Origin of the sequence: Bosea sp. NBC_00550 (genome assembly GCF_026020075.1) — a bacterium.
Lineage (GTDB): Bacteria > Pseudomonadota > Alphaproteobacteria > Rhizobiales > Beijerinckiaceae > Allobosea.
Map to the genome: position 1 here is coordinate 923,013 of NZ_CP102772.1, position 17,954 is coordinate 940,966.

The window sequence follows — 17,954 nt, forward strand, 5'->3', positions numbered from 1 at the left end:
CGGTGAGCAGGAGTGAGCCGCAAGCTTCCGCGGCGCATCGAGGCAACGCAAGGAGGGCGGGCAGGCGTGTTGAAAATAATCACCGGTTGCGCTCAGATGCCGCGCCCGCACGAAGGAGGCCTTCCATGAAGATCGGCGACCGTTTGAGGGAGCTTCGCCAGCGCCGGAAGCTCTCCGTCCGCGCCGTCGCCTTGCGCTCGGGCGTGTCCCATTCCTCGGTATCGCTGATCGAGCGGGACCTGATCAGCCCGTCGCTCGATACGCTGCACGCCATACTCGACGCGCTCGGCACCACGCTATCGGGCTTTTTTCTGGATTTTCACGCCGTTTCACCGCCAAATCCCTTCTGCAGGGCAGCGGAAATGACCGAGATCGGCCGCGTGGACGCCATTTCCTACCGCGTCATCGGAACGGGCTTTCCCAACCGCTCGATGCTGATGCTGCACGAGACCTACGCCCCCGGCGCCGATACGGGCGAGGCCTTCTCCCACTCGGCCCAGGAAGGTGGCCTGGTCATCCGCGGCGCCGTCGAGGTCACGGTCGCGGGCCGGACATCGATCTTGCAGCCCGGCGATGGTTATTATTTCGACAGCCGGGAGCCGCACCGATTCCGGAATGCCTCGACGGAAACGAGCGAAATCGTGAGCGCCATCACGCCTCCCACCTATTAGAGGCCGGGCGAGGGTGGGCGTATTGCGATTGTCGGCTCTCAGAGCCGAACTTAATCTCCGCTCATGGCGCAGGAGCGGGATTATAGCGTGGCGCGACCAGCGTCGGTTGGCGTGCCGACGCGGATCGGCAATCGGCCTTGTCGGCCGCCGCGTTGGGCTGTTCGACCTATTCCTTCTCGTATCAGGTTGTGATGCTGGAAGGTTCTTCGGGATTGCGTCGTATATTAAAAAGAACATTCGTTTGACTTAACGAACGATCCTTTCGCAAGATTTGATGGCCTCGGCGCTGGATCGGCGCCGAACACGAATCCGCGAAAGGGTACGAACATGGTCGATGCGACCGAGCATTCGAAACGCTTCGAAGCCGACCGCCGCGCGCTGCTGAAGGCCGCGCTGCTCGTGCCGTTCATCGTCTCTGTCGCCGGAGCCGCAAAGGCACAGGGAGCTCTGCCATCGCAGATTCCCGCCGGCACGAAGCTGGTCGTTGCCGATCAGAATGAAGCGCTGCAGACCTTGATCCGGGCCTCCGGCGTGCAGGACAAGCTGTCGAGCGCCGTAACCTATGCCAACTTCCTCGGCGGGCCTGCCATCCTGGAAGCGTTCCGCGCCGGCGCGCTGGATCTCGCGACGGTCGGCAACACGCCGCCGATTCAGGCCCATGCTGCCGGTGAGAACATCCCGATCGTCGCAGCGCGCGTCTCCTCCGAAACCGACTATTTCTTTGCCGTCCGTCCCGGCCTCAAGATCAACAGTCTCGAGGAACTGAAGGGCAAGAGCATCACCTATGGCGAGGGCACCGGGCGCCAGCCCTTCGTGCTGAACGCGCTGAAGCTTGCCGGGTTGACGCGCAAGGACGTCAAGCTTGTGCCGCTCAGGGCCGCCGACTTTCCCGACGCGGTCCGGACCGGCCAGGTCGATGTCGCCGCGCTCAACGAGCCGCATTTCTCGCGCTATCTCACCGACTTCGCCGATCGCGGCGCCAGCGCGCTGCCCAAGGAGCAGAACGACAGGCTGCCGAAAAGCCTGACCTATCTCTACGCGAGCAAGAAGGCGCTCGACGATCCGGCGAAGGCGGCGGCGATCCGCGAATTCGTCGCGGGCTGGATCGATGCCAGCCGCTGGTCCCACAAGAATGTCGATGCCTGGGTCGATGCCTATTACGTCAAGCGTCAGAACCTGAAGCCGGCCGATGGGCGCAAGATCGTCGAGTCCGAGGGAGACTACCAGTTTCCGCTGCTGGCCAGCCTGATCGCCAAGCAGCAATCGCTCATCGACGTGATCCATGAAGCGGGCGACCTGCCGAAGCGGCTCGATGCGCGCGACGAATTCGACCTGCGCTTCGACGAGGTCATCGCGACCAAGACCAACTGACGTCCCGGTTCGGACGAAAGGACCGCCATGAGCCTGATCACCTATGCCACCGCATTCCAGGCAGAGTCGGGTGTCGAGGGGCATGCATGCCGCACGGCCGGGGCGCATGCGGGCCGGCTGCCCAAGCTGGCGCCCGGACGGCTGCCAACAGGAGGGATCCTGCTGGGCCCGGTCGCGCTCATCGTAATCTGGGAACTCGCCTCTGCCCTCGGGTGGCTCTCTCCCAGGTTCCTCGCGGCGCCGTCGACCGCTCTGCTCACCGGCTTCGAGCTTCTGGCCAACGGCACATTGGCCGACCATTTCCTCGCCTCGGCCAAGCGAGCCTATCTCGGCCTCGGCATCGGCGTCGCGATCGGGCTTGCGATGGCGCTCGCCTCCGGCCTCAGCCGGATCGGCGAGGCCTCGCTCGACGGATTGGTCCAGATCAAGCGGGCCGTGCCGACGCTGGCACTGATTCCGCTTGCCATTCTCTGGCTCGGAATCGGCGAAACGATGAAGATCGCGCTGATCGCCTCCAGCGTGCTGGTGCCGATCTACATCAACACCCACGCCGCGCTGAGGGGTATCGACATCCGCCATGTCGAGCTCGCCCGCAGCGTCGGGCTGACACGCAGCGCCTTCCTGCGCGAAGTCGCCCTGCCAGGTGCTCTGCCGGGCTTCTTCACCGGCCTGAGGCTCGCCGTCACGACCTGCTGGACCGCTCTCGTCGTGCTCGAGCAGATCAACACCAGCGAAGGCATCGGCTATCTGATGAACCGCGCCCGCGACTACGGCCAGACGGACATCATCGTCGTCGGCCTCGCGATCTATGCCATTCTCGGCCTCGGCTCCGATTTCGCCGTCAGATACTGGGAACGCAAGGCGTTGTCCTATCGCAAGGCGCTCGCCTCGTGAACGCCTGGGCCCATCCGCTCCGCCTGCCTCCGGGCGACATTGCTTCGGCTGCCGTCACGCTGCGCGGCGTCACCCGCCGCTTCTCGGGCCGCAATGTGCTGAGCGATGTCTCGCTCGATTTCGCGCCGGGCCAGTTCGTCGCGCTCATCGGCAAGAGCGGCTCGGGCAAGAGCACGCTCTTGCGGGCCATTGCCGGGCTCGACGACGGCGTCGAGGGCGAGGGGCGGATCGGCGTTCCCGCCGATCGCTCGGTTCTCTTCCAGGATTCCCGGCTGCTGCCGTGGAAGAATGCGCTGCAGAACGTCGTCTTCGGTCTGCGCGTTGCGGATGCGGATGAGCGCGGTCGCGCGGCCCTGGTAGATGTCGGCCTGGCCGGGCGTGAGGATGCCTGGCCGAACGCCCTATCCGGCGGCGAGCAGCAGCGCGTCGCGCTGGCGCGTTCGCTCGTGCGCCAGCCGCGCCTGCTTCTCGCCGACGAGCCCTTCGGCGCGCTCGACGCGCTGACGCGGATCAAGATGCATGAACTGCTCTTCCGCCTGATCCGCCAGCATCAGCCGACCGTGCTGCTCGTCACCCATGATGTCGACGAGGCGATCAAGCTCGCCGACCGCGTCCTGGTGATGGAGGAGGGCCACATCGTCGTAGACCGGCCGGTGGCGTTGGCGCACCCCCGGCTCAAGGATTCCCGTTTCGAGGCCTTGCGCGGCGATTTGCTCGCGGCGCTCGGCGTCTCCGATGCCATCTAGCTCCCACTCACAGGTCGATCCGCCATGTCACGCGAGCTGCACCTCAATCTCTTCATCAACGGCCGCGGCCATCACGAAACGGCCTGGCGCCATCCCGCCTCGACGAAGAGGGCCTTGAGCGATCTCGCCTACTACCGCGATCTCGCGCTTGCGGCCGAGGCGGCAAAGCTCGACTCGATCTTCTTCGCCGACCAGCTCGCGCTCGGCGACGAGCTGGTCCATGCTGCGCGTGGCGAGCTGGAACCCTTGACGCTGCTCGGCGCGCTCGCCGCGCTGACCGAACGCATCGGGCTGATCGCCACCGCATCGACGACCTATAACGAGCCCTACAACCTCGCCCGGCAATTCGCCTCGCTCGACCACCTCAGCGGCGGGCGGATCGGCTGGAACATCGTGACCTCCTGGGCACCGGGCGCCGCAGCCAATTTCGGCGGGGAGACGCAGCTCGGCATCGACCAGCGCTATGCGCGCGCCCACGACTTCGTCGAGGTTGTTTCCAAGCTCTGGGACAGCTGGGCAAGGGACGCCGTCATCGACGACCGCGAGCATGGAATCTATGCCCAACCGGATCGCGTCCGGCGCGCCGAGCATCGCGGCAGCCATTTCAGCGTGGCCGGTGCGCTCAACATCCCGCGCTCGCCGCAGGGGCGTCCGGTCTTCGTCCAGGCCGGGGCCTCGACCGACGGCCGCGCCTTCGCCGCACGTTACGCCGAGGCGATCTTCACCGCGCATCTCACCAAGGAAAGCGCGATCGGTTTCTACGCCGACATCAAGACGCAAGCGCGTACGCTTGGCCGGAGCCCGGACCAGATCGTCATCCTGCCGGGCCTCAGCGCGGCGATCGGCTCGACCGAGGCGGAAGCCAAGCGGGTCTGGGAGGAGCTCAACGAACTTTCACACCCGAGCGTCGGACTGGCCAGGCTGTCGAGCCGCTTCGGCGGACACGACTTTTCGCATCTCAAGCTCGACCACGTTCTATCGGTGGACGATTTCCCCGACCCGTTGCAGGTTCAGGCCTCGCGCAGCCGGGCCCAGTCGATCACCGCCCTTGTCGCGCGCGAGCGGCTGACATTGCGCGGCCTGCTGCACAGCCTGGCCGGTGCGCGCGGCCATTTCACCGCGACCGGAACCCCGGAGCAGATCGCCGACATCATCGAGGACTGGTTCCTGTCCGGCGCGGCTGACGGTTTCAACGTCATGCCGCCGATCCTGCCGGCACAGTTCGAGATCTTCGCAGGCGAGATTGTCCCGCTGCTGCGCCGCCGCGGCCTGTTCAGAAGCGAGTATGGCGACGGGACACTCCGCGACCGGTTGGGCCTCGACCCTGTTCCCAGCCGCTTCGATCCAGCGGTGCCGGCGAAGCGCTCCGCATGAGCGCGGGCGCCGTCCCGCGCCTGGCAGCCTGAACCGCCGCCATAGCGGCCGATGCGCCAGATCTCCGCGAATCCAAGGCCGTCTCGAATAGCATTCCCCGAGGCGGGCCAGGGTAGTGATTTATCAACGATACGCTCGCGGGCGCCGACAAATCAGTACGTATCGAACAGTGCTTGTAGATCCTCGTGCGGGATCTCGTTCGCGATGCCGACCGCCGCCAGGATTCGCGCTTTTTGCGGCGTCAGTGAACCGGCGACGAGAAGGCCGAGCTCGGCGTCGCTGCGTAGGGGAGCAACGATGCCTTGGCCGGTTCTGCTGGCACGGATCACTGTGACGCCTGCATTGCGCGCGACGGTTGCCCCCTTGCGCATGCCCGGTGACAAGCTGCCGTTGCCCATGCCCGCGACGACGAGCGCCTTGGAACCGGCAGCCACACAGGCTTCGCAAAGGTAAGAGCCCGCGCCCGGATGGTCGAACAAGATATCGACCTGCGGAAGGCGATCCAGACGGGCGATATCGAATGCGCTCCGCCGCGTATGAAGACGCTCCGAGCGATGCAAAAACTGCACAGATTTCCCGCTGATCTCGGCAAGAATTCCATACTTGTTGGCTTGGAAGGCGTCGACCGAAGACGTGTCGCGCTTCATGACGTCGCGCGCGCCAAATACATGGCCGTTCGCCACAACCAACACACCCTTGCTGGCGGATTCTGGCGCGGTCGCCGTGAGGATAGCATTATAGAGATTGAGGGGGCCGTCGGCGCTTAACGCATTGGCCGGGCGCATTGCGCCGACAATAACAACAGGCTTGTCGGTCGGTACGACCAGATTCAGGAAATAGGCTGTTTCCTCAAGCGTATCCGTGCCGTGTGTGACGATAGCGGCATCGACTTGAGGGTCTTGAACGGCCGAGGCCACGGCACGGGCAATGTCCAGCAGGATCGCATTGTCGATCCGGAAACTTTCGATATTGATCGGCTGCTGGATATCGATGCGGGCCAGCTCCGCGATCTGGGGCACGGCCGCCAGAATTTCCTTTGCAGTGCTGGTGACGCTGTAATTGTGAAAATCGTCCGCGCTCGCAGCGGCAGACGCGATCGTTCCACCGGTCCCGATCACCGTGATCCGTGGCAGATCCTTCGCCTCGTGTTTTGTCATATCAGCTCGATGCATCTGGCCGCTTCAGCGAACAAATCGCACGGAGCGCAACCCTGGGCCAGCGACGATCGTTCATTGCGTTATGCCGGACACGACTAGGTGAAGCCACATCAGCTAGCTGGCTAAAAAGAAGCCGGCCTTTCGTCGATCTGATCCGCCAGCCCCGTTCTGAAAGCATCCATCGCCCTGCAGTGCTTTGAGTGCTCGTGGCTTGACCGGCAAGCGGATGCCGGACGTCGCACCTTCTCACCGCCGCCAAGGCGTGCGTGACAAGCAATCCTTTAGAATTTGCACGAAATGCTCCATCCGGGCTGCCCGGCCCTGACGTGGGCCGAGCAGTGCCACGACGTCGGCGTCAGGCAGGCGCCAAGCGCCGAGTACCTCGACCAGCCGCCCGTCGCGTAAGTCGTCCGCAACGTCCCACTCCGATCGCTGAACGATCCCGAGCCCGGCGAGGGCCCAGCCTTTGATGACCTCGCCGTCGTTGCTGACGAGCGCCGGCCGGACACGAACTGTGGCCGTGCTTCCATCCTTTGCAGCGAAGCTCCACAGCGTCACGTCGGCCCGGTCTTCACGAATGACGCCGCAGACATGCCGTTCCAGGTCGCTCGGTGTTTCGGGCGCGCCACGCTCAGCGAGGTAGCCCGGCGCAGCGCACAGGATTCGCCGGTTCGGGGCCAGCCGGCGCAGTGCGAGCGCGCTGTCGGCCAAAGGGCCGACCTGGACGATCACGTCCCATTGCTCGCTGCGGATGCTGCCGGGATCGTCGTGCAGCGTCAGTGTGAGCTCGACCTGCGGGAAGCGGCGCCGCATCTCGGCCATCGCCGGCGCGACATGGGCGCGGCCGAACCCAAATGGCGCCGCAACGTGCAGGCGGCCGCTTACGGTATTGCGTCGTTGGAAGAGCGACGCCGAAATTCCTTCCATTCGCTCCAGCACGTCGCCACCTTGCTCGGCGAGCAGCGTCCCCTCGGCAGTCAGCGTGAGGCGACGACCTGTGCGGTTCACCAGTCGAACCCCGAGACGAGCCTCCAGGCCTTGCAGGCGCTGCGACACGGCCGGCGGCGTTACGTCGAGCTCGCGGGCTGCTGCTGCGAGCGAACGCGCCCGGGCGATAGCGGAAAAGAAGGACAGGTCCTGAGACGTCAGCATTAAGCTCAGACTTAATCCAAGATGCAGATCAGGTAAATTCTGCCTGGATGCGCGAACGTCTAAGGTCCCGCCCGACACGTTCAGGACGGGAGGCAACCATGAAAGTCGCCGACAGGCTGGCCGCGATGCCCACGCCGGCACTGCTGCTCGAGGAAAGCCGAATGCTCGCCAATATCGACCGGCTGCGCGAGCGCACCGCACGGCTCGGCGTGGCGCTCCGCCCGCATCTCAAGACCGCGAAATCCATAGAGGTTGCCCGTAGGCTTCTTGCGGAGGGCAACGGGCCGGCAGCGGTTTCGACCCTGCGAGAGGCAGAGATGTTCTTTGCAGCCGGCGTCCGGGACATCCTCTATGCCGTCGGTATCGCCCCGGAGAAGCTGCCCCGCGTCGCTGCGCTTCGATCAGCTGGCTGCGAACTCTCTGTGATCCTCGATTCGACCGATCAAGCTGATGCAGTAGTGGAAGCATCCCGGGCGGCAGCCTCCCCGATTCCGGCGCTGATCGAGATCGACTGCGACGGCCACCGGGGCGGTATCGGTCCGGAGGACGACGCGCTGATCCGGATCGGATGCCAGCTCAGCGAGGGAGCGGAACTCCGGGGCGTGATGGCCCATGCCGGCGAAAGCTACGGCGCGGTCGGCGAAGAAGCCCAGGCGGAATTCGCCGAGCGGGAGCGCGCCGTGGCAGTCAGGGCCGCGACGCGGCTCCGAGATGCCGGTCTGCGATGCCCCGTGGTCAGCGTCGGCTCGACCCCGACCGCGCTTGCCGCCCGCAACTTGGCCGGCGTGACGGAAATCCGGGCGGGCGTCTCCACGTTTTTCGACCTTTTCATGGCCGGTATCGGCGTCTGCGCGACCGACGACATCGCCCTCTCGGTGCTGACGACCGTGATTGGACACCAGCGCTCTCGCGGCTGGATTCTTGTCGATGCCGGCTGGATGGCCATGTCCCGCGACCGCGGCACGGCGAACCAGGCCGTGGACCAGGGTTACGGGGTCGTCTGCGACGCGGAGGGCCGCGTAATCCCCGACCTCATCCTGGCGTCGGCGAACCAGGAACACGGCATCGTAACCGTGAGGCCCGGTAGTCGCGCGACGTTGCCTGATTTTCGAATTGGCGCCAGGTTGCGCATCCTGCCGAACCATGCCTGCGCAACAGCGAGCCAGTTCGATGCCTACGATGTCATCCCCGCCGAAGGCGGCAAAGCGCTCGCCCGGTGGGAACGCTTCGGCGGCTGGTAGGCGATCAATTATTCAGATCATCACCGGGAGGAAAGTTGATCAGGGATGAAAGCCAACGAAGTCGCCCGCAAGGAGCTGGTCGCGGTCATCCGTCTGGAGTCTGGAGACTCCCTAGATGCCTGCGACAGGGTTGGCGCGCTCCGGATCGGCAAAACCCGGATCGCTCTCAGGCAACTTGAGAAGCCTCTGTTCACCGATGTGATGGTCGAAGATGCTGCGCTTGGGCTTGGCGCGGATGAAGATCGCATACCCCTTTCGCGATACGTTGATGAGGAAGATATGTTTACTGTCCTCTTCAACGATCTCAGCCTAGCGTATGTGAACGGTACGCTCTTCCGAGACGACGCGCTGGTCGGCGGCGGAAAAATGTTCCTGCGACACCTCATCGCGAATCCCTCGCTCGGTGCGGCCACAAGCGAGAAGGGATCGTTCGCGAACGGACAGGCCGAGTTCTCGCAAGGTTCGGTCTTCCGCGCTGTCGTGGACAGCGTGCGCGTGAGGACATGCTCATCTGCGACGATCTCGGCGACGGGTGGGCCGATTTTATCGGCGTCGCGACTGAGACGACCCCGGCGACGATCAGCTTCTATCACGCCAAGCAGGCGATCGTTCGTTGAGCGCATCCGCCTTTCATGATGCCGTCGGTCAGGGCATCAAGAATCTCGGCCGGCTTAACCTCGCCGGAGATGTGATGGCGGTCAAATACGAGGGCTGGGACACTATTTATCGGAATGATGGAGCGATGACCGCAATGGCTCGGTACATCCGCGGCGGCGCACGCGACGAGGTTGAGGTCAACATTGGCCAAGTGGTCGGGGCGCCTGATGTCGTCCGCCGGGTTTTTATCGTTACCTCCTCGCTGAGCCGTACCGACGTTGCCAATGGCTTTGCGCAGGCCGCTGACGGTAATCCGCTCAGGCCGAATTTCGTTCAGCTGTATTGGATCCTGATGGGCTTCTTTTCTGCCTGCGCGGAAATCGGAGCAGTCGGTTGTGTCGTCTGCCAGCCGTAACCCCGTATGCGCCGACGTTAGCTTTTCGATCGATCGCCGCCGACAACAACGAGCGCTAATCCGAGGCGGGCTGCGGCACACTAGTCGAAAGCGTCGCCAACGTTCAGAGTCTATAAGTCGCTCATGTGGGGCGAGATGCATATACCGCTGAACGTGGAGCGAGTTCGCATGACTGGGACTATGAAACCACAATGAGCTTTCTATCGGGTACAGCTGCAGGCGAGGCTTGGCTGCAAAACTTCGATACTGTTGACAAGCCGATAGCAAAGAAGTTGCTCGATGGATTGCTGCTAATTAGTTCCAGCGAGTTCAATTCGAAGATGACCAAGCAACTCGCGGTGATCGCCGCTTGCGCGAGGGAAGCAGGTCAGGTGATCGCGCTCTACCCGAGCGAGAGATGGCTAAAGCAGACGGCAATGTGTTGCCGTTGTTCCCAAAGATTGAACGAGGACGAGCCACGGGTCATGGCGTCCAGCCGGTTTTAGTGTCGCCTAATAGGCAGGATGTTGGCAGCGAAGGGATCCTGGCTGCCCTGATATCTAAATTGCGCAATGCCAATCCAGCTACAGTTCTATCTCATCCTGGGCCCGATGATTTGCGAGCGAAGCGGGTCCGAAAAATTGTCATCGTCACTGACTTCATCGGCTCGGGTAAGCGTGCCTGCGAGATCCTGGAAGCTTTCGGAAATGTAGCGAGCATCCAGAGTTGGCGGTCATATGGGCTTATTGAATTCGAGGTCGTTTGCTATTCAGCCGCAGAATGGGGTGCCAAGACTGTGGCTGACCATCGCCTCAATCCAACATTGACGATCTACGCGGCATGTCCCGTCGTCAGTGAGACCTTCATGGGAGCCGACCTCAAAGCCATCGAGGATCTGTGCAAAAAGTATCCGAAGGGATCAAAGTGGCCGATGGGGTTCAACGCCACCGGCTCGCTAATCGCGTTTTCTCACGGCATTCCGAACAACGCACCCCAGATATTTCATAGCTCGCTGAACGGCTGGCAACCGCTTTTTCAAGGCCGGAGCACGCTAATGTCGGAGCTGGATCAAGTTGCGGACACTTCGGACCATGTTGTAAAGCAATCGACAGAATTGCTTGGTGTTAGGAATGCCCGCGAGATTCTGCACAAGCAATCGGGCAGCGTGTGGACGCACACCATGCTTGTTCTGCACGCCGTGAGAAGCGGTTTGCAGTCCATAGAAGGCCTCTCCGCGCGAACGCGCCTGCCAATCGCCAGAGTCACCGAAATTGTGGAAGTGGCGTCAATTGCCGGATGGTTATCTCCGACCCGTCGACTGACCAAACTGGGACGGCGCGAATTGCGGTGGAAAGCAGCAAAGCACGGGGCGCTAATACTTGCCCGCCAAGATGATGAGCTCTATTTTCCAACCCAGTTGAGGGCTCCGTAGTGTCGTCTAGCAATGCACCGCGCAAGCGGTGCCGGGTTTCACAACCCGGGATGCCTGACCTGAGACCCATTTCTCCTCCGACCTGAGGGAGAGTCCTGAGTTTGATTTCTGGCCTTAAGCGGCCTGTTTTTCCAGCGTGGATTTGAGGGCGAACTCGGCGGGCGTGATGTTGCCGAGGGCCGAATGGGGTCGGTGTCGGTTGTAGTCCTCCTTCCATGCGCTGATAGCGTTGCGGGCTTCAGTGAGCGTCGAGAACAGCGTGTCGTTGAGGCACTCATCCCGGAAGCGTCCGTTGAAGCTCTCGACGAAGGCATTCTGCGTCGGCTTGCCGGGGGCGATGTAGTGCCACTCGACGCCGGTCTCCTGGCACCAGCGCAGGATCGCCATCGAGGTGAACTCGGTGCCGTTGTCGGACACGATCGTCCCCGGCCGGCCGCGCAGGCGAATGACGCCATCCAGTTCGCGGGTCACGCGCAGACCCGAGAGCGAGGTGTCGGCGACGAGCGCCAGGCACTCGCGCGTATAGTCGTCGACGATGGCGAGCACCCTGAAGCGGCGACCGTCCGAGATCGTGTCGGAGAGAAAGTCGAGGCTCCAGCGCACATTGGCCCGATCAGGCACGAGCATGGGCCTGCGCAGTGCCCAATCCCGTTTGCGGCCGCCACGCCGGCGGACCTGCAACTTCTCCTCGCTATAGAGCCGTCGCAGCTTCTTCTGGTTCATCACGATGCCCTGGCGGTCCAGCATGATGTGGATCCTGCGGTAGCCGAACCGCCGGCGCTCCGCCGCCACGCCCTTCATCGCCTCGCGCAGCAGGGCATCGTCCGGCCGGGTGCTCGTGAGCGTACCGTCGAGCGGTCGATCGTCAAGGCCAGGCACGCCCGACGCTGGCTCACTGCATGCACCGTGCAGGCATGAGCCACCGCCTTCCGCTTCGCATCGGGCGCCACCATTTTTTTGCGGCGACATCCTTCAGGATCGCATTGTCGAGCATCTGTTCGGCCAGCAACTTCTTGAGGCGGGCGTTCTCGTCCTCCAGCGTCTTCACTCGACGCGCATCCGACACGTCCATCCCGCCATACTTCGCCTTGAACTTGTAGAAGGTCGCCGAGGAGATGCCGTGCTTGCGGCAGACATCCGCCGTCGCCGCTCCGGCCTCCTGCTCCTTTAGCATCCCGATGATCTGCTCTTCCGTAAATCGTGAGGGGCGCATCGTCCGTCTCCTTGAGTGACGGACTCCACTCAAATCTGGAGGAGGATCAGGGGCTCAGGTCACCGGCAAGCCCGGCGAAGATCCGGTCGAAGACGCCGAGCCGGCTCCAGCGGAGGAAGCGGTTGTGAGACGCGTCTTGTGGGGACCGTAGTCCTTGGGCGCGTCCTTCCACTGCAGGCCGTTGCGGATGACATAGACGATACCGCTGACCACGCGCCGATCATCGACCCGTGATACGCCGTGCGACAGCGGAAAATGCGGCGATATCCGTGTCATCTGCCGCTCGCTCAGCAGAAACAAATCCCCCATCACGGCATCCTCCTAGACACCGTGAATCACACCACAGACCAAATTAATAGGTCCTGAGCCTAGGTGGACTTATCTGGCATATTCGGTCAGCATCTATCAGCTGGCACCCACGCTACTCCGGCAATGGCCGTCAGGACCGTGCCAGGCAGGAAAGCGTGGCCGGGCTGGATCGTCCAGCGCGATAATCGTGTCCCTATGGAGACTGAATCCGAGCGAGCACACGACCTGTGACCGCGAGGTGCCTATCACCGCGGTTCAAGATCGATACCGCGACGGCCTCGCCGTCCTCGCAGCCCAAGATGAGCCTGTGACAAAACAGGGTGTCGTCGAATATCGTCGTATCGAAGAGAAGATGGCCGGCACGACGGTCGTCGTCGTTGCTCGCAAACTCGTAGGAAACTTCAGCCCGGCGCCCATTGCGCAGGTACAGATAGCCATTTCCGGTAATCATAGCGTGTCTCCGCTCAATCGAGTCAGGAAGCGCCGCACGCGGTCATGTCCAAAAGCGGTATGGAGACGACGGCCCCATTATCAGACACCTTTCCCCACCGAATGTCGATGCCAAAAAGGCCCGGCCGCGTGCGAGCGAGACTGCGACGATTGCGGAAAATCCCTGGCCCTTATGGGTCGACATGCTCGGGCATCTCCTTGAGCTGGTCCTTGGTCCAGCTCGTAACGGCATGCACATCGCCATCTTCGTCTCGCATGAACTCAAGCTGATCGAGAGCCACCGACACAGGCTTTGCGCCGATCCCGAGAAAGCCACCGACGTCCACAACAACCTGGGTCGCCGGCCCCACGCCGTGGATGTGAGAGACCGAGCCGATTTTTTCGTCGCCTGGACCATAGATCGTAGCCCCCTCGAGGACGCCGGCGTTGAGCTCGGTAGCGGAGAGACGCGCATGCTTCGAATGGTCCATGGTTTTCCTCCTCGTTCGCTAGAGCGGAATGAACGAGTGGCGACAACCGCTGTTCCGCCGCCGAGCCAATCAAGTTCTGACCGACTTGGACTCGGTAGAGTTTTTGAAGCGAAGGAAAATCGAAAGAACGACCAGGAATTCGATTTCGAAGAAGCATTTTTGAAAGCCGGTATCGATCGGCCGAGTTGCTCAGTTCAAAAGTCCGACCTGATCGATATCCGCCCGCTCCCACCAAATGAGCCGGTTCCTGGGCGGGCGGTGCGTATCACCGCAACACCATGCCCGTGACAAGCGTCAGATTGAGCGCGATCAGCACAACCGCTATCGCGCTGGCCAGCCCTGTCTGCCAGAGGGGCGGTGCAAGAGCCCCCATCTTCTTGCGTGAAGCTGTCAGCAACACCAGCGGCGTCACAGCGAAGGGCAATTGCAGGGCCAATACGACCTGGCTCAAGATCAGGAGGTCCGTGGTGCGGGTGTTGCCGTAAAACTGCAGCACGATCACCGCGGGCAGAATGGCGACGAGGCGGGTTACCAGGCGCCGCAGCCATGTTGGCAAGCGGATCTCGATGAAGCCCTCCATCACGATCTGCCCGGCCATGGTCGCCGTCACGCTGGCATTTATGCCGCAGCACAGGAGCGCGATCGCAAAGAGTGTCGGCGCAGTTGCGCTGTTCAGAAGCGGCGTAAGGATCTTATAGGCCTGCTCCAACTCGGCCACGTGGGTCTGGCCGGCGGAGTGGAATATCGCCGCGGCGACGATGAGCAACGAGGCGTTGACGAGAAAGGCGAAGAGCAAGGCGGCGCTGGAATCGATCGTCGCGAAGCGAAGCGCCTCGCGGAGGTCGCGCTCCTCACGGCCGTAGGCGCGAGTCTGGACGATGCCCGAATGTAGATAAAGGTTATGCGGCATGACCGTTGCGCCGATGATGCCGAGCGCCAGATAGAGCATATCAGGGTCGGTTAGGATCACGCGGCTCGGGGCAAATCCACCTAGCACTCCGCGCCAGTCCGGATTCGCCATCGCCAGTTGGATAGCGAAGGAAATGGCAATCACGCCGAGCAGTGTGATGATGAAAGCCTCGATCCAGCGAATGCCCTTGTTCTGCAGCCAAAGCACGACGAAAACATCGAGCGCGGTCAGTACCACGCCGACCTCGATCGGCAGGCCGAAGAGCAGATTGAGCGCGATCGCTGTTCCAAGCACCTCGGCGAGGTCGGTCGCGCAAATGGCGAGTTCCGCCAGCACCCAAAGAGGCACGCTTATCCAAGGCGGATAGGCGTCCCGGCAAGCCTGCGCAAGATCGCGGCCAGTCGCAATCGCGAGTCTGGCACAGAGCGCTTGCAGAACGATCGCCATGACGTTCGAAAGCAAAGCGACGAAGAGGAGCGCATAGCCGAAGCGGGATCCTCCGGCGACGGCGGTCGCCCAGTTCCCAGGGTCCATATAGCCTACGGCAACAAGGTATCCGGGCCCCAGAAAGGCGAGGAATCTTCGCCACGATGTCGCTCCGGGGCCCAACGGCACCGAGGCAAAGGCCTCGACAAGCGAAGGTTCGCGCGGGGCGCGTTGCCAACCGATTTTTCTCGGCTGATGGCCAATATTCGCCGTCATGAATCCGTCGGCCTCGGCTTTGCGGCGGGGAAAGATGACGCATCAACAGCAGCCTATGTCAGCTCTCAGGATTCGCAAGTTGAATTCTTATTACTCAGGGGTAGATAACGGCAATAAAGAGGTACTTCGTAGTGCAAATCCGTATAATTTTGACAATTACTCAATCGTTTATCATGGTGTTGCAGTTACTCCTAAATGCGGCGTCGTGATGCAAGCTAAAAAATGAGGGGAATATGGGGAAAATATCGATCGCGGTTGTCGACGACCATCCACTCTTAATGGAAGGTCTTATGGCCCTCATGCAACGAAATGTCGGGTTTTCATTGGCTGCAGCCGGCTCAAATGCGGGCGACATCTATTCGATTACAGAAAAATTCCGACCTGACGCGATGATAGTCGACCTGAACATGCCAGGGGACGCGTTTCTGGCGATCAAAGACGCTACAAAAGCGGCGCCAGACATGAAGATTGTCGTATTTACGGCCTCGACGAACACGGACCATGCCATTCAAGCCCTTGAGGCGGGCGCCAAAGGCTACGTCTTGAAAGGCAGCAGCGCCGATGAACTGATCAAGGCCATCGAGATGACGTGTCGGGGCGAGATTTACATCACTCCCTGCTTTGCCGCCAAAGTGATCAGCGCCTTGCACGGTAAAGCGCTGGACCGACAGGTCGCAGAGAGCGCGAGGCTCAGCGTTCGGGAGGATCAGATCGTCAGGCTGCTTTTGTGCGGCAAGCAGAACCGAGAAATTGCGAGCGCATTGTCCCTCAGCGAGAAGACCGTCAAGGGCTATATGACGCTTCTCATGCAGAAACTAAAGGCACGCAACAGGTTGGAAGTGGTGATCGCAGCACAGCGGCTGAATCCCTCGGCTTTTGAGGGCATGCGCGTTTCGCCGCGGCCGCAGAAATCGATTTAGGCCGGAATCAGGAACGCACCGGCAGAATTGCTCGAACTTCGGTCCCGCCGTTGACCAGCCGCGCGATGGTCAGGCTGCCGCGGAGCGCCCTGACGCGACTGTCCATGCCTTGCAACCCGAGCTTCGCACTGCGCGCGGGATGATGGCGTTGCAATGTCGGAGCCGTGCCAATATCCGTCACCACGATCTCCAGCATCTTGCCGTTGCGACGCGCGGACACCCGCTGCCCCTGGCCTCCTGCATGTTTGTAGGAATTGTTGAGGGCCTCCTGAACCACGCGATATGCGCAGACCCGGATGGCGCGCGAGACGCGCTCGGGTAAATCCTCGAGATTGCGCAGGACCATGGTTCCGGTCTGGTGTTCGTGCCGCGTGATCGCCAGATCGATCGTCTCCATCGGGGACAGATTCTCGACCTCGGGAAGCACCAGCCCAGCGGAGAGATTACGCAGATCTGCAAGCGTTTGCTGGATCAGGGGCTCCAGATCCTTCCGCACCATGCCCAAGTCGTCAGGCTGAGTTGCGTCCGCCTTTGCGTCAGGCAGTTTAAGCATCATCAGGCTGAGCACCTGGATGGGCCCGTCATGGATATCCGCGCCAATGCTGGCGAGATATGTCTCGTTCAAGACCGTCGCATTGAGCCGAGCGCGATCTGCCGCGCGCCGCAGGGCGTTGTTTCGCTTTGCCAATTCGGCCGCGCGGGCAAAATTGGCTTCCAGCAATTCTTGTTGGTCTCCAATGGTTTTGCCAGTTTTACTCACGATTATATGTAAAAGAACAATAATTATGATGGAAACATTGAATATCAGGAACCAGGTTCCGTATTTGACGCTTTTAATCTCACTTATCAGAAATTTATCATACTCATAGAATTCCCCGATGGCTATTATGTTGTTGGAATTCATTTTGTATATAGGCGCATAAATTTCGATCAGTCTCGGAGTGATGTTAATCGATTTTAATTCTGAAGCATGGTCGTCCGTGTCATCATCAACAACGACTTGACCGTCTTTAATACGATCGATGTAGCCGCCATGAAGTTTTTCATGCGAATCTGAATTGTTCGTACTGTATATAAGATTTCCGTCGAGCCCCCAGATCTTTATGATCGCGACCCGGTTACCAAGGCGGGTATTGGACAGCAAGTTCTGGATCTCGATTTGGCTCGCTGCGGGCAAGATCCGGGAATTTTCGAGCGTCTGGACATGATGCGCCAGAAAGCCCTCGAGATAGAGAGCGCCGGTCTCCGCCATGCCCTGAATCCAACCTACGCGGATTCGCTTTTCGACCCAGTAACCCAACGTCACCATCGATAACACAATGGCTAGTGTGGCAGTGAGCAAGAATTTGCGCTCCAAGCTGAGGGCGCGCCAGGGCCTCACAAATGGGCTCAGCACCGCCAGCCAGCGCGCAAGCTTTTGAACACTGGAAGCCGCTTGCCCGCGTCCTTCTGCGGTCACCGGGTTTTTGTCGAGCTTTCCATCAGTAGGCTTGCCCATCCCTGATCCATTTTGTGGCCGCAGACCTAACAATCACTCACCCAGCGAATCTGGGGCGAAATCTACAACAAATCGGAATGAAATGGCGACATGCGGACGACAGCATTGATGCGGTTTGCGCGGCAGCGTGCTGACATGGCGTCGTATTCATGTTTTGGGACGCGATTTATTGCGCTTGCGATTGTGAATTCGCAGCGCACCATGACGTGTTGTCGAACCTGCCGATCTTCGCATCGAGCCGAAAAAGGTCGCCTGGGAATACGGACCAAAGTCTCACTCTTTGGCTGGACCTTCCGATCTATGAACAAACGCGCCCCAGTACAATGATACTCGCTGAGATCATGAGCGTCGCATTGCGGTCTATTCGTCATGTTTCGAGACGACCGAAGCCCCGTTCGAATAAATGCAGCGTCGATGCCCTGTTAAAGCTCAGTTCGCGCGAAGTTGCGCTTG

Annotated in this window: 16 protein-coding genes and 2 pseudogenes; 10 read left to right on the top strand and 8 right to left on the bottom strand. The window is 61.3% G+C overall.

Annotation, left to right across the window (positions count from 1 at the left end):
- The first annotated feature begins 125 nt into the window (after window positions 1–125).
- The 5 genes from NWE53_RS04430 to NWE53_RS04450 all read left to right on the top strand — a co-directional run bounded on the left by NWE53_RS04430 (window position 126) and on the right by NWE53_RS04450 (window position 5,056).
- Entirely contained in the window at window positions 126–671 is a 546-nt protein-coding gene (locus NWE53_RS04430) for a cupin domain-containing protein (protein ID WP_265053166.1), read from the top strand.
- Between the two features lie 327 nt (window positions 672–998).
- The gene (locus NWE53_RS04435) at window positions 999–2,042 is read left to right on the top strand and encodes an ABC transporter substrate-binding protein (protein WP_265053167.1); all 1,044 of its coding nucleotides are present in this window, start codon (window positions 999–1,001) and stop codon (window positions 2,040–2,042) included.
- 27 nt (window positions 2,043–2,069) lie between these two features.
- Window positions 2,070–2,936 carry an ABC transporter permease gene (locus NWE53_RS04440; protein ID WP_265053168.1) on the top strand — a complete coding sequence of 289 codons (867 nt, stop codon included), beginning with the start codon at window positions 2,070–2,072 and terminating at the stop codon, window positions 2,934–2,936.
- Entirely contained in the window at window positions 2,933–3,682 is a 750-nt protein-coding gene (locus tag NWE53_RS04445) for an ABC transporter ATP-binding protein (RefSeq protein ID WP_265053169.1), read from the top strand. Before NWE53_RS04440 ends, NWE53_RS04445 begins: the two co-directional genes overlap by 4 nt.
- A 24-nt stretch (window positions 3,683–3,706) precedes the next feature.
- Complete coding sequence (locus NWE53_RS04450) at window positions 3,707–5,056, top strand: LLM class flavin-dependent oxidoreductase (protein ID WP_265053170.1); 1,350 nt, start codon at window positions 3,707–3,709, stop codon at window positions 5,054–5,056.
- Between the two features lie 152 nt (window positions 5,057–5,208).
- Here NWE53_RS04450 and NWE53_RS04455 read toward each other — a convergent pair whose 3' ends face one another.
- Together NWE53_RS04455 and NWE53_RS04460 are read right to left on the bottom strand one after the other, a co-directional pair.
- Entirely contained in the window at window positions 5,209–6,213 is a 1,005-nt protein-coding gene (locus tag NWE53_RS04455; RefSeq protein ID WP_265053171.1) for an asparaginase, read from the bottom strand.
- 246 nt (window positions 6,214–6,459) lie between these two features.
- On the bottom strand, window positions 6,460–7,365 hold the full coding sequence (locus tag NWE53_RS04460; RefSeq protein ID WP_265053172.1) for a LysR substrate-binding domain-containing protein: 906 nt from the start codon (window positions 7,363–7,365) through the stop codon (window positions 6,460–6,462).
- 98 nt (window positions 7,366–7,463) lie between these two features.
- On the opposite strand from NWE53_RS04460, the gene NWE53_RS04465 reads away from it, so the two are divergent.
- The 4 genes from NWE53_RS04465 (at window position 7,464) to NWE53_RS04480 (ending at window position 11,029) form a co-directional block, all read left to right on the top strand.
- Window positions 7,464–8,606 carry a DSD1 family PLP-dependent enzyme gene (locus tag NWE53_RS04465; RefSeq protein ID WP_265054814.1) on the top strand — a complete coding sequence of 381 codons (1,143 nt, stop codon included), beginning with the start codon at window positions 7,464–7,466 and terminating at the stop codon, window positions 8,604–8,606.
- A gap of 45 nt (window positions 8,607–8,651) precedes the next feature.
- Window positions 8,652–9,242, top strand: a complete 591-nt coding sequence (locus NWE53_RS04470; RefSeq protein ID WP_265053173.1) for a hypothetical protein — start codon at window positions 8,652–8,654, stop codon at window positions 9,240–9,242.
- The gene (locus NWE53_RS04475) at window positions 9,220–9,618 is read left to right on the top strand and encodes a hypothetical protein (protein ID WP_265053174.1); all 399 of its coding nucleotides are present in this window, start codon (window positions 9,220–9,222) and stop codon (window positions 9,616–9,618) included. Before NWE53_RS04470 ends, NWE53_RS04475 begins: the two co-directional genes overlap by 23 nt.
- A gap of 397 nt (window positions 9,619–10,015) precedes the next feature.
- Entirely contained in the window at window positions 10,016–11,029 is a 1,014-nt protein-coding gene (locus tag NWE53_RS04480) for a phosphoribosyltransferase-like protein (protein ID WP_265053175.1), read from the top strand.
- 114 nt (window positions 11,030–11,143) lie between these two features.
- Here NWE53_RS04480 and NWE53_RS04485 read toward each other — a convergent pair.
- The 5 genes and pseudogenes from NWE53_RS04485 to NWE53_RS04505 all read right to left on the bottom strand — a co-directional run bounded on the left by NWE53_RS04485 (window position 11,144) and on the right by NWE53_RS04505 (window position 15,083).
- A pseudogene (locus tag NWE53_RS04485) lies at window positions 11,144–12,242 on the bottom strand (IS3 family transposase).
- A gap of 58 nt (window positions 12,243–12,300) precedes the next feature.
- Window positions 12,301–12,551, bottom strand: a pseudogene (locus NWE53_RS04490) (transposase); the annotation flags it as partial.
- A 193-nt stretch (window positions 12,552–12,744) separates the two neighbouring features.
- Entirely contained in the window at window positions 12,745–13,002 is a 258-nt protein-coding gene (locus NWE53_RS04495; protein ID WP_265053176.1) for a hypothetical protein, read from the bottom strand.
- A 169-nt stretch (window positions 13,003–13,171) separates the two neighbouring features.
- Complete coding sequence (locus NWE53_RS04500; RefSeq protein WP_265053177.1) at window positions 13,172–13,471, bottom strand: PRC-barrel domain containing protein; 300 nt, start codon at window positions 13,469–13,471, stop codon at window positions 13,172–13,174.
- A gap of 265 nt (window positions 13,472–13,736) precedes the next feature.
- Window positions 13,737–15,083: an Nramp family divalent metal transporter gene (locus tag NWE53_RS04505; protein ID WP_265053178.1), complete on the bottom strand. Its 1,347-nt coding sequence runs from the start codon at window positions 15,081–15,083 to the stop codon at window positions 13,737–13,739.
- Between the two features lie 233 nt (window positions 15,084–15,316).
- Between NWE53_RS04505 and NWE53_RS04510 the strand changes: the two genes are divergently transcribed.
- The gene (locus tag NWE53_RS04510) at window positions 15,317–16,003 is read left to right on the top strand and encodes a response regulator (RefSeq protein ID WP_265053179.1); all 687 of its coding nucleotides are present in this window, start codon (window positions 15,317–15,319) and stop codon (window positions 16,001–16,003) included.
- Window positions 16,004–16,010: 7 nt separating this feature from the next.
- Here NWE53_RS04510 and NWE53_RS04515 read toward each other — a convergent pair whose 3' ends face one another.
- A complete protein-coding gene (locus NWE53_RS04515; RefSeq protein ID WP_265053180.1) occupies window positions 16,011–17,501 on the bottom strand; it encodes a sensor histidine kinase in 1,491 nt (496 codons plus the stop codon).
- Between the last annotated feature and the right edge of the window lie 453 nt (window positions 17,502–17,954).